Below are 13,102 nucleotides of genomic sequence, written 5' to 3'. Positions count from 1 at the left end.
GATATAGTAGCCCCCATGGAGGAGGCGCGGCTTCTCGTCACCTGCCCCGACCGCCCCGGCATCGTGGCCGCCGTCAGCGGCTTCCTCTACGCCCACGGGGCCAACATCACCGACCTCCAACAGCACTCCACCGACCCCGAGGGGGGGACCTTCTTCATGCGGGTGGCCTTCACCGCCTCCCACCTGGACCTGGCCCGCCCCGCCCTGGAAAGGGCCTTCCAGGAGGTGGTGGCGGGCCGCTTCGGGATGGACTGGCGCCTGGCCTTCGCCTCGGAGAGGAAGCGCACCGCCATCCTGGTCTCCAAGCCGGCCCACGCCCTCTTGGAGCTCCTTTGGCGCTACCGGGTGGGGGAGCTTCCCATGGAGCTCCGCCTCGTGGTCTCCAACCACCCCGACCACGAGGAGGAGGTGGAGCGCTTCGGCGTCCCCTACCACCACGTGCCCGTGGAGAAGGGGCGCAAAGAGGAGGCGGAGGAGAGGATCCTCGCCCTTTTGGAGGAGGAGCAAGTGGAGCTCGTGGTCCTCGCCCGCTACATGCAGGTCCTCTCTCCCGGCTTCGTGGAGCGCTACCCCATGCGCATCCTCAACATCCACCACTCCTTCCTCCCCGCCTTCGCCGGGGCGAACCCCTACCGCCAGGCCTACGAGCGGGGGGTGAAGCTCATCGGGGCCACGGCCCACTACGTGACCGAGGAGCTGGACCAGGGGCCCATCATTGAGCAGGACGTGGTCCGGGTCTCCCACCGGCACTCGGTGCGGGAGATGAAGAGGCTGGGCCAGGAGCTTGAGCGCACCGTGCTAGCCCGGGCGGTGCGCTGGCACCTCGAGGACCGCATCCTCGTCCACGAGAACCGCACCGTGGTCTTCGTCTAATCGCCGCCTAACGGAGCGGGGGTAAGGTAGGGCCAGGAGGTGGCGCATGAACCTGGGCCGTTCCTTCGTGGGGTTTCTGGTGCTCTCGGTGATGGCCGGGGCGGTGCTCTGGTGGGGCCTCTCCCAGGGCCAGACCCCTCGCTCCGAGACCTCTCCGCCCCCGGCGGACGGGGGTCTTCTGGAGTACGAGCGGAACACCGTGGAGATCGTGGAGCGCTACGGGGACGGGGTGGTCTACGTCTCCGTGGTCACCCGGCCGCAAAGCGTCCCGCTCCCTCCAGGGTTTGAGTTCTTCGCCCCCTTCCTGCAGGCCCCTCCCCAGCAGGGGACGGGTTCCGGGTTCGTTATTGATAAGGAGGGCTACATCCTCACCAACTACCACGTGGTGGAGGGGGCGAGCCAGATCACGGTAAAGTTCCACAACGACCCCAAGGAGTACCGGGCCCGCCTGGTGGGGGCGGCCCCGCCCCTGGACGTGGCCCTCCTCAAGGTGGACGCCCCGAAGGAGCGGCTCGTCCCCCTGGTCCTGGGGGACTCGGACCGGATCCGCGTGGGCCAGAAGGCCATCGCCATGGGGAACCCCTTCGGCCTGGAGTTCACCGTGACCCAGGGGATCGTCTCCGCCATCCGGGAAAACCCCGGGGCCATCGGGGACGAGTCGGGCCTGGTGCCCCAGGTGATCCAGACGGACGCCGCCATCAACCCCGGCAACTCCGGGGGGCCCCTCCTCAACTCCCGGGGCGAGGTCATCGGCATCAACACCGCCATCTTCACCCCCACGGGCCAGTTCGGGGCCGCCCAGTTCGCCGGGGTGGGGTTCGCCCTCCCCATCAACCTGGTGAAGCAGTACCTGCCCGAGCTTAGGGCGGGGAAGACCCTCACCGCCGAGGCGATCGTGAGAAGCCGCCCCCGTCTCGGGGTTTCCCTCATCCCCCTCTCCCTCTACCCTGAAAGGCTCCGCAAGCAGTACGGCCTGCCCGAGGCTGGCCTCATGGTCCAGGAGGTGGAGGGCAATAGCCCTGCCCAAAGGGCGGGCCTCAAGGCCCCAAGCCGCTTTGCCTACCTCCAGCTCCCCACGGGGGAGACCCTGCAGGTGGGCGTAGACGGGGATGTCCTCTTGGAGGCGGATGGGGTTCCCCTCACCTCCATCGCCCAGCTCCGGCAGGTCCTCTACGCCAAGAAGCCGGGAGAGGCGGTGGCCCTCGAGGTCTGGCGCCAGGGGAAGACCCTCACCCTTCGGGTCGTGCCCCAGGTGTTGCGCTAGGGGGGAAAGAGCAGGCGGAGGCGCAGGCACCCCTCCTGGGCCCGGAACCAGCGCCCTCCGAGCCTTAGGGCCAGGCCCAGCTCGGAACAGTAGACGAGCTCCCGCCTCCGCTCCCGGGCCAGGGCCTGGTTCCAGGGGTAGACCCCGCCGGTGTAGTAGGCCTCGGTCTCGGGATCGGTATAGGCCCGGAAGTCCTGGAAGCGGAAGAGGGGGCGGAACTCCAGGAGGACGGGCCTCCCCGTCACCGAGTTCAGGAACTCCACCCGGGCCTCCTCCCAGGGGAAGAGAGCCAGGTAGGCCCTCTGGCCTCCGCCCTCCACCTCCACCACCCGCACCAGGGAGAGGGCGAGGAGGAGGAGCCAAAGGGCCTTCCCCGGGGTGGCCACCTTTCCCTCCGGCATCCTTCGGCCCCGCGGGGCCCCATCCCGGCGGGGGCTACTTCAGGGCCCCGGCCTCGCGGAAGTAGCGGAGCGCCCCCTCGTGGTAGGGAATGGCGCCGCCCACGAAGCGCACGGCGTTTTCCAGGGTGGTGTCCTTGGCCGCGGCCACCGCTTGGCGCAGGGCCTGGACGTTCTCAAAGGTGGCCTTGGTGAGGGCGTAGGCGGCCTCCTCGGGGAGGCTCGCGGGGCAGACGAAGAGGTTCCAGAAGGTGAGGGTGGGGGTGTCGGCGCGGGCCCCGTAGACCGCTTTGGGGATGACCCCGGGCCCGGCGAGCCCCGGGAAGCGCTTCTGGAAGGTCTGGGCCACGGTGCTCTTGGGGTCTATGGGCACCAGGTAGATCCGCTGCCCCTTGCGGGCCAGGGAGGTGGAGAGCTCGGTGACGGCCCCGGTAGGCAGGCCACCCGACCAGAAGAAGGCGTCCAGGTTGCCCTCGGCTAAGGCGTTTGCGCTCTCCTGGGCCCCCAGGCGCTCCTGCTTGGCGAAGTCCTTGGGGGAAAGCCCCGCCGCCTGGAGGACGAGGAGGGCCTCCACCTCGGTGCCCGAGCCTGGGGCCCCGGTGGAGACCCGTTTGCCCTTGAGGTCCTGCACCACGCGGATACCGCTTCCCTCCCGGGTGACGAGGTGGAGGTAGTTGGGGTACATGGCGAAGAGGATGCGCACGCTCTTGGCGGGCTTTTCCCGGAAGCGCTCGTGGGCGCCCGTGTAGGCCAGGTAGGCGGAGTCGGGCAGGACGGTGGCGCAGTAGTAGGTGCCGCCCCCGGTGCGGTTTTCCAGGAGGAGGAGGTTGTCAATGGAGGCGGCGGTCTGGATGGCCTGGGCCTCGGCCACCCCCGCCTTGGTCAGGATCTCCGCCAGGGCGGTGCCGTAGTAGAAGTAGACCCCGCCCACCCCTCCGGTGGCGATGACCACCTTGGGCTTCTGGGCCAGGGCCAGACCGCTCAGGGCCAAAAGGGCCAGCAGGGCTCGCTTCATCCCTTTCCTCCTTTCGGCCCTACCCTAAGCCCCTTTGGGCTTTCCCGTCAAGCCCTTGCGGAAGAAGAGGAGGCCCAGGAGGAAGGCGGCCAGGTTCAGGTAGGGCTGGGGCACGAAGAGGAGAACGGCTAGGATCCCCAAGGCCCAGGCCTCCCAGCGCTCTAGGGGTCTTCTCGTGTACCCGGCGCCTGAGGCGGAGAGGTAGATCACTCCTGCGCCCACCGCCAGGAAGCGCCAGAGGATGAGGGCCCAGGCCTCTTCAGGAGGGGCGGTCTCCAGCACGGGCGCGATGAGGAGGGCCGAGCCCGAGTAGGTCAGGAGGAAGAAAAAGCCCACCAGGTACTTGGAAAGGGCTACCCGGGCGGCGTAGACCCCGGTCTGCAGGGGGTTGGTGCCGAAGACGCTGGCGGCGGCGTACGCGGAGAGGGCCACGGGCGGGGTCACGTCGGCCAGGACGGCGTAGTAGAAGAGGAACATGTGGGTGGCGAGGAGGGCGGCCTTCTGGGCGGCCTCCGGGCTCAGGCCTTCCGCGGTGAAGTTCTTCACCGCCAAGGCGATGATGGCGGGGGCGGTGAGGGCGGAGGTGAGGACGTAGGTGGCCGTGGGGGGAACGCCCATTCCCAGCACCAGGCTGAAGAGGGCGGTGATGAGGGTGGCGAGGAGAAGGCTTTCCCCGGAGACCTGCTGCAAAAGCTGGCTGAACTTGGAGGGCAGCCCGGAGATCACCATGTTGGCGAAGATGAGGTTGGCGGCGGTGACGGCGGTGCCGATGGGAAGCAGGGTGCGGAAGCCATCGGCGAGCCCTTGGAAGAGGGGACCGAGGCCCTTGGGCCTCAGGGTGGGGTCCAGGTAGGCCAGGGCCACGAAGAGGACCAGGGCGAGGCTTGCGGCGGTGCGCACCTCGTAGCCTAGGTAGAGCATGGCCACGATGAGCAGGATGGGCAGGAAGATGAAGCCGTAGCGCAGGATGTAGGCCCCGCGGCTCATGCCGAGCTCGGGGGCCACGGGCTTGAGCCCCATCTTCCGGGCGTAGAACTCGTTGAAGGCCAGCACGGTGGTGAGGTAGAGGAGGGCGGGGCCGATGGTCATGACGATCACCTTCAGCAAGGGGATTTCCAGAATCTCCACCATGATGAAGGCGATGGAGCCCAAAACGGGCGGGGTGATGAGGGCGATGGTGCCGGCGGTGGCCACGAGCCCGGCGGCGACGAGGCGGTCGTAGCCCGCCCGCTCGTAGAGGGGTTTGGTCAGGGCGGCCACGAACTGGGTGTCGGCGGCCCCGCTTCCGGAGAACATGCCCATGAAGACGCTGGCGATGCCCGTGACCCGCCCCGGGGTGGCGGGGCTTTTGCCCACCAGGGCCAGGGCCAGGTTGGCCACCACCTTGCCCAGGCCCAAGGCGGCGATCATGCCGGAAAGGAGGGTGAAGTAGACCAGGTACTTGGCGGAGACCCCGGTGATGAGGCCGTAGATGCCCGCTTCCGTCTCGTTGAAGGTTTTGCCCAGGAGGAGGTCAATGCCCTGGCGGCTTCCCCTAAAGGCCCCGGGGAAGAGGTCGGCGTAGAGGTTGTAGCTGAAGAAGAAGAGGACCAAGACGGGCATCACCGGGCCCAAGAGGCGGTAGACCGCTCCCAGGACCAGCATGATGAGGCCGAAGGACATGGCCATGTCCCAGGGCTCGGGTAAGACCGCCCGGTAGACCAGCTCCTCAAAGTAGCGGAGCTGGTACAGGGTGGGGAAAAGGGCAAGGAGGACCGCCAGGAGGTCGGCGGGGCGCTTGAGACCTGGGAGGAGGGCGGGGAGGACGGCCACGCCCCAGTAGAGGAGGCCGGTGAGCTTGGGGGCGAGGGGCATGGGGATGTTGGGGAAGAGGAAGTTGTAGAGGGGCACGAGGCTGAAGAGGAAGTAGACCCAGGCCCCGGGGGTGCGCTTCCTCGGCGAGTAGAAACTTACCAAGTAAGCGCCAAGGAGAAGGAAGAGAACATGGGTGCTTCGCTGTAACTGTACTTGGTCCAGGATGGGGATCTCGGCCCGGGAAAGGGGGGTGAAGGGGTGGAGGACCAGGTACAGGCTGAAGAGGGCCCCCAGCGCCAGGACCCAGTCGGTGAGGCGGGCGAGGGGGGTGGGGGGTGAGGCCGGGCGTTCCAGTTCCATGGGGTTCTCCAAGAAGGCCCGGGGTCCGGGGGTTTCCCGACCCCGGGCTCGTGCGGCTTTTTACTTAAGAAGGCCCTTTTCCTTCAGGTAGCGCTCCGCCCCGGGGTGGAAGGGGATGGGGAGCTTGCCGTAGAGGCGGGCGGTGGCCTCGAGGCTCGTGTCCTTGGCCGCGGCCACGGCGGTCCTCAGGGTCTGGAGGTTGTCAAACACCGCCTTCACCATGGCGTAGGCCGCCTCCTCGGGGAGGCTTTCCGGGCAGACCACGATGTTGCCCGTGGCCAGGCCGGGCACGTCGGTCCGGGTGTTGTAGACGCTCTTGGGCACCTTGTAGGTGTCCACCAGGCCGGGGAAGCGCTTCAGGACCACCTGGGCCGTGGTGCTCTTGGGGTCTATGGGCACCAGGTAGATCCGGTCCCCCTTGCGGGCCAGGGTCTGGGAGAGCTCCACGATGGAGCTGGTGGGTAGACCCCCCACCCAGAAGAAGGCGTCCAGGGTGCCCTCGGCCAGGGCCTTGGCCGCCTCGGCCACCGGGAGGCGCTCCCGCTTGGCGAAGGACTCGGGCTTCACCCCGGCCCCCTGGAGGACGAGGAGGGCCAGGTTCTCGGTGCTGGAGCCGGGCTGACCCGTGGAGACCCGTTTGCCCTTTAGGTCCTGCACCAGCTTGATGCCCGTCTTCTCCGAGGTCACCAGGTGGATGAAGGAGGGGTACATGTAGAAGAGCACCCGCTGGCTCTTGGCGGGCTTTTCCTTGAAGCGGGGGTCTTCCCCGGTGTAGGCCACGTAGGCGGAGTCCGTGGTGGTGAGGGCGCAGTAGAAGGTGTTCCCCTGGGGGTTGGTGCGGTCGCGGAGAAGCTGCAGGTTGTCGTAGGAGCCCCCGGTCTGCACGGGCTGGGCCTCCACCGCCCCGGCCTTGTTGAGGATGTCGGCCATGGCGGTGCCGTAGTAGAAGAAGACCCCGCCGGTGCTTCCGGTGCCGATGACCACCTTGGGCTTCTGGCCTAGGGCCAGGGCCGTGAGGGACAAGGCCAGCAGGATAAGGCTTTTCCGCATCGCGTTCACCTCCCGCATACTTTTGCGCTTATACCCTACCCTGGTCCTGGGGGCCTGTCAAGGCGGGGGGTGGCCCGGGGCATGACTGGGCGGTCAGTCGTACCATGGGAGGGTGCTGGCCCTGGCCCTCCTTCGGGACCCCCGCTACCGCGCCTACTGGTTGGCCCTCTTCACCTCCCAGATGGGTACCTGGATGCAGTCCGCGGCCCAGGGGTGGTTGGTCCTCCTCCTCACGGGGAGCGCCGAGCGGCTCGGCCTGGTGGTGGCCCTCCAGTTCCTCCCCTCCCTCCTTTTCTCGCTTCCCGCCGGGGTTCTGGCGGACCGCTACCCCAAGCGGAACCTTCTCCTCTTCACCCAGGGGGGGATGATGCTCCTCGCCCTCCTCATGGCCCTCCTCACCCTCACGGGGTGGGTGCGCTACGGGCACGTCCTCCTCTTCGCCTTCCTCTACGGGGCCCTGAACGCCATGGACCAGCCCGTGCGCCAAAGCTTCACCGTGGAACTGGCGGGCCGGGAGCGCTACCCCGGGGCCATCGCCCTGAACTCCTTCGGCTTCAACACGAGCCGCCTTCTGGGACCCGCCCTATCGGGCTTCCTCATCGCCTTCTACGGCGTGGGGGCCGCTTACCTCGCCAACGCCTTTTCCTTCCTTCCCCTCCTCCTCGTCCTCCGCCGCCTCGCCCCGGGGCCTCGAGGGGAGGAGGGGGATGGGCGCTGGTGGCGGGAGGCCCTGGAGGGGGTGGGGTTCGTCCTGGGCCACCCCCTGGTGCGCCGGGTGGTGGGGCTCGTCCTCTTCGCGAGTCTCCTCGGCATGAACTTCCAGACCCTGGTCCCCGCCTACGCCCGGCTCGTCCTCGAGCTTTCCGCCACGGGCTATGGCTTCCTCCTCTCCAGCGTGGGCGTGGGGGCGATCCTCGCCGCCCTGATCATGGCCTTCACCGGGAGGCCGAGGCCCCCAAGGCTCCTCCTCGGGGTCTTCGCCCTGGCCCTGGCCCACCTGGGCCTCTTCTTCGCCCCGGCCCCCGCCGTGCCCCTTTTCCTGGCCCTGGGGGGCTTCGGGATGATCTCCGTTCTCATCAACGCCAACACCCTGGTCCAGCTCTCCGTGCCCGACCGTTTGCGGGGCCGGGTCATGGCGGTCTACAGCCTGGTGATGCTGGGCACCGGGCCCTTGGGGGCCTACCTCACGGGGCTCCTCTTTGAGCTCTTGGGAGGGCGGCGCGCCGCCCTGGCCCTCGGGGGGATGGTCCTCCTCGTGGGCCTTTACCAGCTCCGCTCTTGGCCTAGGGGGTCCAGTCTTCGGGCCTAGGCTCGAGCCCAAGCCGCCAGGCCACCCCCCTCGCCACCCTCTGCCCCGCCTTCCCGTCCCCGTAGGGGTTCTTGGCCCGCCGCATGCGCTCAAGCTCCTCCGGGTTTTCCAAAAGCCCCTTCACCACCCGGTAGACCCCTTCGGGGTCCGTGCCCGCCAGCTTGAGGATCCCGGCTTTTAGGCCCTCGGGCCTCTCCGTGACGTTCCTCAGGACCACCACGGGCACCCCTAAGGCGGCCCCTTCCTCCTGGAGGCCCCCGGAGTCGGTGACGAGGAGGAGGCTTTCCCGCATGAGGGCGGCCATGGGGCCGTACTCCAGGGGGTCCAGAAGGACGAAGTTCCTCACCCCCCTAAGCACCGGGAAGACCGCCTCCCGCACCACGGGGTTCAGGTGCACGGGGTAGACGAAGGTGAGGTGGGGGAAGGCCTCGGCCACCCTTTTTAGGGCTTGGGCGAGGCCGGAAAGGAGGGGCCAGTTCTCCCGGCGGTGCATGGTCACGGTGACGTAGGGCCCTTCGGGAAGCCCCTCGGGAAGCCGCCCGAGCTTGGCGGCGAGGAGCACGGCGTCCACCCCGGTCTGGCCCGTGACCAGGATCCCCTCCTCCCGCTTCCCCTCCTTAAGGAGGTTCTCCTTGGCGAGGGGGGTGGGGGCGAAGTCCAGGTCGGTGAGGACGTCGGTGAGGCGGCGGTTGGCCTCCTCGGGGAAGGGCTCCTTGAGGTTGCCGCTCCTTAGGCCCGCCTCCACGTGGCCCACCGGGATTCCTTCCAGGAAGGCGGCCCAGGCCACGGCGAAGGTGGTGAGGGTGTCCCCGTGGACCAAGACGTAGTCCGCCCCCATCTCCTTGAGGGCCCTGGCCGCCTGGGGGAGGATGCGGGCCGCGAGGTCGGGAAGGGCCTGGCGCTCCTGCATCACGTCCAGGTTCCGGTCCTCCTGGATGCCGAAGAGGGAGAGGGCCTGCCGGAGTTGCTCCCGGTGCTGGCCCGTGAGGAGGACGAGGGGCTTGATGTAGGGCATGGCCTTCAGGGCCAGGTACACGGGGGCCATCTTGGTGGCCTCGGGCCGGGTGCCGAAGGCGAGGACCACGCGCTTCATTCGCCCCTCCAAAGGGCCCGAAGCCTCCGGTAGGTGACCCAGGAAAGGCCAAACAAGGTGGCGAGAAGGCTCGCCAAGACGGCCTCCCAGGGCACCCTGAGGTAGACCATGGCGAGGAGGTTGAAGAGGAGGGCCGCCCCCCAGAGGAGGAAGGCCACCCGCCTCTGGGAAAGCCCCCGGGCCAGGAGGCGGTGGTGGATGTGGTCCTTGCCGGGGGTGGCGAGGGGGTTCTGGCCCCTAAGGAGCCTCCGCACCACCACCTGGGTGGTGTCCAGGATGGGGAGGAGGAGGAAGAGGGCCGGGGGGAGGAGGCCCAGGAAGGTGGTGAGCTTGAGGTTGCCGAGGAGGGCGGTGGCGGCCAGGGTGTAGCCCAGGAAGTAGGCCCCGGCGTCCCCCAGGATGATGCGGCTTGGGTGGAGGTTGTGCCGCAGGAAGCCCAAGGAGGCCCCCGCCAGGGCGGAAAGCACCAGGGTGCCCGCCGCCCAAAAGGGGAACTGGGCGGAGACGAAGAGGAGGCTCATGGCGCTGATGAAGGCGATGCCCCCGGCGAGGCCGTCCAGGCCGTCCATGAGGTTTAGGGCGTTGGTGATTCCCACCACCCAGAGCCAGGTGAGGAAAAGCCCCAAGGCCGGGTCCAAGGGGGTGCCGAAGGCGGCCTCAAAGCGCACCCCCACGGCCACGAGGAGGAGGGCGGAGAGGGTCTGGACGAAGAGGCGGAAGAGGGGCGGCAGGCCGAACTGGTCGTCAATGAAGCCCACCAGCACGAGCCAGGCCCCCCCGAGGAGGATGGCCAGGATCTGGATGAGGACCTTCTCCACCAGGATGGGCCTTAGGAAGGCCGCCACCACCAGGGCCAAGACCACCCCGGCGTAGAGGGCAAGCCCCCCGGCGTTGGGGAGGGGCTCCCGGTTGAGGCGCCGTTCGTTGGGCAGGTCGGCCCAGCCCACCTTCAGGGCGAAGCGGCGCACCTGGGGAAGGAAGCGCCAGGTGAAGAAGAGGGCCAGGAGGAAGGCGAAGGCCACGGTGAGCCATCCGGGCCCTAGAGGGTCGGCGATGCCTAGGCGCTTGAGGAGCTCCATCATTTGGTCCCGTAGATCCGGTCCCCGGCGTCGCCAAGCCCGGGGACGATGTAGCCGTGGTCATTGAGGCGCTCGTCTATGGCCGCCACCACCACCTCGGTGTCCGGGTGGTCCTTGGCGATGCGCTCCAGGCCCTCGGGGGCGGCGAGGATGGCCATGAGCTTGACGCCCGTGGCTCCCTTCTCCTTGAGGAGGGAAAGGGCGCGGCTCGCGCTTCCCCCGGTGGCCAGCATGGGGTCCAGGAGGAAGACCCTCCTCTCGGCGATGTCCGGGGGGAGTTTGGCGTAGTACTGCACGGGGCTTAGGGACTCGGGGTCCCGGTAGAGGCCGATGTGCCCCACCCGGGCGTGGGGGACGAGCTTCAGGATGCCCTCCACCATCACGAGCCCCGCCCGGAGGATGGCCACCAGGGCGAGCTTTTTCCCGGAGAGCACCTTGACCCGGGCGGGGGCGATGGGGGTCTCCACCGTGGTTTCGGTGAGCTCCAGGTCCCGCATGGCCTCGTAGGCCATGAGCATGGCGATCTCCTCGGCGAGCTCCCGGAAGTCCTTGGGGCCCGTGCGCTTGTCCCGGAGGTGGGCCAGCTTGTGCTGGACCAGGGGGTGGTCCACCAGGGTGATCCTCATCGGCAAGAGCCTACCACGCTCCCCTTCGGGGGAAGAAGTCCCGGAAGAAGGCGAGGGCCTTGGGGAGCTTTTCCTCCAGGGCCTGGGCAAAGCCCCGGGGTTCCTTGGTGCGGAACCAGTGGAGGTCGTGGAGGTAGGTGAGGGGGACGTAGAAGGCGAGGCGCTCCCGGACCTCCCTGGGGTAGAGGCGGGCCAGGCGGAAGAGGACTTCCCGGGCCCTTTCCTCACCCAGAAGGTCCAGGCTTCCCGTCTTCAGGAGGGCGAGGTCCCTCGCCGGGTCGTCCCCTCCCGCGCGCACCCAGTCCACCAGCAACACCTCCGGGCCTTCCTCCCCCGGGGTCTTCACCAGGAGGTTGCCCGCCCAGGCGTCCCGGTGGCAGAAGCGGCGTTCCGCCCCCACGGCCAGGGCCACCTCCCGCCTTAGGGCCTGGATCAGCCCCAGGGCCTCGGGCTCATCCCGCAGGCTTTCGGCGAAGGTTTCCAGCCGGGCGAGGAGCTCTTCCTCGGAGACGCGTCCCGGCTCCGGCAGGCGGTGGAGGGCGAGGAAGAGGTGGGAGAGGGCGGCGAGGGTTTTGGGGGTGAAGGCCTCGGGGGCGAAGGGCCTCCCGGGGAAGCGGCGGGTGACGAGGACGCCCCCCTCCTCTCCCTGGATCACGGCCAGGACCAGGCCCCCAAAGCCCGCCCGGGCCATACGGCGGGCCTCGAGGCCCGCCAGGTGGGCCTCCTCCTTCCCGTAGACCTTGTAGACCCGTTCCCCGTCGGTGTAGACCCGGGCTTCAAACCCTCCCAGAGGGGTCAGGCGGGCGAAGCCTTCGGGGGGAAGGAGGCCCTTTAGGGCGGCCACGGCCACGGGGCTTATTCTAGCCCTATGGAGCTCCTCCGGCCCGAGGCCACGGTCCTCTCCCTGGGGGACCGGGTGCTTTCCTTTGACCGGGAGGGGAGGCTCTACCACTACTTCCGCGAGGGGGAGACCTTCAAGCGCGCCCTGGACGGGAGCCTCCACCTCCGCTACCGGGAAGGGGAGCGGAGGCGGAAAAGGCTTGCCCCCGAGGAGGCCCTTGGGGTCTACCGGGAGGTCCTGGCCCTGGCCGAGGCCCATCTGCGGGACGAAAGGAGGCGGGAGGAGGTGCTCCGCTGGACCCCGGAGGGCCTCCTGGACCCCACGCCCTACCGCAGGGCCTACGCCTGGCCCATAAGCATCCTTCCCCCCGACGCCTACCTCTCCGTGGTCCTCCAGGCCACCACGGGGTGCACCTGGAACCGTTGCGCCTTCTGCAGCTTCTACCAGGACCGCCCCTTCCAGAAGCGAGGCCCAGAGGCCTTCCGGGAGCACATCCAGGCCGTCTTGGCCCTGCTTGGGCGGGGCAGGCTTCTCCGGCGCGGGGTCTTCCTCGCGGACGGGAACGCCCTCGCCCTCTCCGAGCCCCTTCTTCCCTTCCTGGAGCTCGTGCGGGCCCACTTCCCCGGGGAGCCCGTGATGGGGTTTTTGGACCTCTTCACCGGCCTGAAGAAAGCCCCTTCCTGGTGGGAAAGGCTTGGGGATCTGGGCTTGAGGCGGGTCTACCTCGGTCTGGAGACGGGGCACGCCCCCCTCCTCGCCCTCCTCCAGAAGCCCGGCCATCCCAAGGAGGCCCTTCCTTTGGTGCGGACCTTGAAGAGAGCCGGGCTTTCCGTGGGGGTGATCCTCATGGTGGGTGTGGGGGGGAGGCCCTTCCGAGAGGCCCACTTCCGGGAAAGCCTCGCCCTTCTCTCCGAGCTTCCCTTGGGGCCGGAGGACCTGGTCTACCTTTCCCCCTTCCAGGAAGACCCCCACACCCCTTACGCCCGCCTGGGCCTTCCGCCCTTGGAGGACCTCGAGGGGGAGCTTAAGGCCTGGGTGCGGGCCCTCCGGGCCCTGGGTCTGAAGGCGGGCCGGTACGACATCCGGGAGTTCCTTTACTGAGCGCCTCGCCGCCCCAGTGGGGTATACTCAGGCCATGAGCGCGTCTTCCGAGCGCGAACTCTACGAGGCCTGGGTGGAGCTCCTCTCCTGGATGCGGGAGTACGCCCAGGCGAAGGGCGTGCGCTTTGAGAAGGAGGCGGACTTCCCCGACTTCATCTACCGCATGGAGCGCCCCTACGACCTCCCCACCACCATCATGACCGCCTCCCTCTCCGACGGGCTCGGGGAGCCCTTCCTCCTCGCCGACGTCTCCCCGAGGCACGCCAAGCTCAAGCGGATCGGCCTCCGCCTTCCTAGGG

The 13,102-nt window shown here is 68.6% G+C and carries 13 protein-coding genes; 5 read left to right on the top strand and 8 right to left on the bottom strand.

The features are described 5' to 3' along the window. Positions 1 to 15: 15 nt before the first annotated feature. Together purU and AC01Y6_RS01950 are read left to right on the top strand one after the other, a co-directional pair. Complete coding sequence (gene purU, locus AC01Y6_RS01955; protein WP_476669989.1) at positions 16 to 873, top strand: formyltetrahydrofolate deformylase; 858 nt, start codon at positions 16 to 18, stop codon at positions 871 to 873. 46 nt (positions 874 to 919) lie between these two features. Continuing rightward, positions 920 to 2,137, top strand: coding sequence for a S1C family serine protease (locus AC01Y6_RS01950; protein ID WP_476669987.1), 1,218 nt, complete (start codon positions 920 to 922; stop codon positions 2,135 to 2,137). Here the strand turns inward: AC01Y6_RS01950 and AC01Y6_RS01945 are convergent. Genes AC01Y6_RS01945 through AC01Y6_RS01930 form a run of 4 tightly spaced genes read right to left on the bottom strand, consistent with a single transcriptional unit; the run spans position 2,134 to position 6,754 of the window. Next, positions 2,134 to 2,538 (bottom strand): hypothetical protein, encoded by a 405-nt coding sequence (locus AC01Y6_RS01945; protein WP_428721667.1) that lies wholly within the window; start codon positions 2,536 to 2,538, stop codon positions 2,134 to 2,136. The two genes, AC01Y6_RS01950 and AC01Y6_RS01945, sit on opposite strands and share 4 nt — an antisense overlap. A gap of 34 nt (positions 2,539 to 2,572) precedes the next feature. Then, entirely contained in the window at positions 2,573 to 3,550 is a 978-nt protein-coding gene (locus tag AC01Y6_RS01940; RefSeq protein ID WP_476669985.1) for a TAXI family TRAP transporter solute-binding subunit, read from the bottom strand. Positions 3,551 to 3,574: 24 nt separating this feature from the next. Beyond that, positions 3,575 to 5,704 (bottom strand): TRAP transporter permease, encoded by a 2,130-nt coding sequence (locus AC01Y6_RS01935; RefSeq protein WP_476669984.1) that lies wholly within the window; start codon positions 5,702 to 5,704, stop codon positions 3,575 to 3,577. Between the two features lie 60 nt (positions 5,705 to 5,764). After that, positions 5,765 to 6,754 (bottom strand): TAXI family TRAP transporter solute-binding subunit, encoded by a 990-nt coding sequence (locus AC01Y6_RS01930; RefSeq protein ID WP_476670033.1) that lies wholly within the window; start codon positions 6,752 to 6,754, stop codon positions 5,765 to 5,767. Between the two features lie 112 nt (positions 6,755 to 6,866). On the opposite strand from AC01Y6_RS01930, the gene AC01Y6_RS01925 reads away from it, so the two are divergent. Then, positions 6,867 to 8,063: an MFS transporter gene (locus AC01Y6_RS01925; RefSeq protein ID WP_476669982.1), complete on the top strand. Its 1,197-nt coding sequence runs from the start codon at positions 6,867 to 6,869 to the stop codon at positions 8,061 to 8,063. On the opposite strand, the gene wecB is transcribed toward AC01Y6_RS01925, so the two are convergent. Genes wecB through AC01Y6_RS01905 form a run of 4 tightly spaced genes read right to left on the bottom strand, consistent with a single transcriptional unit; the run spans position 8,038 to position 11,711 of the window. Next, positions 8,038 to 9,156, bottom strand: a complete 1,119-nt coding sequence (gene wecB, locus AC01Y6_RS01920; RefSeq protein ID WP_476669981.1) for a non-hydrolyzing UDP-N-acetylglucosamine 2-epimerase — start codon at positions 9,154 to 9,156, stop codon at positions 8,038 to 8,040. The genes AC01Y6_RS01925 and wecB overlap by 26 nt on opposite strands. Next, positions 9,153 to 10,238, bottom strand: coding sequence for an MraY family glycosyltransferase (locus tag AC01Y6_RS01915; protein WP_476669980.1), 1,086 nt, complete (start codon positions 10,236 to 10,238; stop codon positions 9,153 to 9,155). Before AC01Y6_RS01915 ends, wecB begins: the two co-directional genes overlap by 4 nt. Continuing rightward, positions 10,235 to 10,861 carry a uracil phosphoribosyltransferase gene (gene upp / locus AC01Y6_RS01910; protein ID WP_347241951.1) on the bottom strand — a complete coding sequence of 209 codons (627 nt, stop codon included), beginning with the start codon at positions 10,859 to 10,861 and terminating at the stop codon, positions 10,235 to 10,237. The genes AC01Y6_RS01915 and upp overlap by 4 nt, the downstream gene beginning before the upstream one ends. A 10-nt stretch (positions 10,862 to 10,871) precedes the next feature. Beyond that, complete coding sequence (locus AC01Y6_RS01905; RefSeq protein WP_347241952.1) at positions 10,872 to 11,711, bottom strand: phosphotransferase family protein; 840 nt, start codon at positions 11,709 to 11,711, stop codon at positions 10,872 to 10,874. 18 nt (positions 11,712 to 11,729) lie between these two features. Between AC01Y6_RS01905 and AC01Y6_RS01900 the strand changes: the two genes are divergently transcribed. Both AC01Y6_RS01900 and AC01Y6_RS01895 read left to right on the top strand, forming a co-directional pair. Beyond that, complete coding sequence (locus AC01Y6_RS01900; protein ID WP_428716668.1) at positions 11,730 to 12,803, top strand: radical SAM protein; 1,074 nt, start codon at positions 11,730 to 11,732, stop codon at positions 12,801 to 12,803. Between the two features lie 34 nt (positions 12,804 to 12,837). Further along, a partial coding sequence (locus AC01Y6_RS01895; protein ID WP_476669979.1) for an NADH-quinone oxidoreductase subunit 15 occupies positions 12,838 to 13,102 on the top strand: 265 nt, incomplete at its 3' end.

Source organism: Thermus sp. (assembly GCF_056332225.1).
This window is presented reverse-complemented; position numbering and strand designations above follow the sequence as displayed.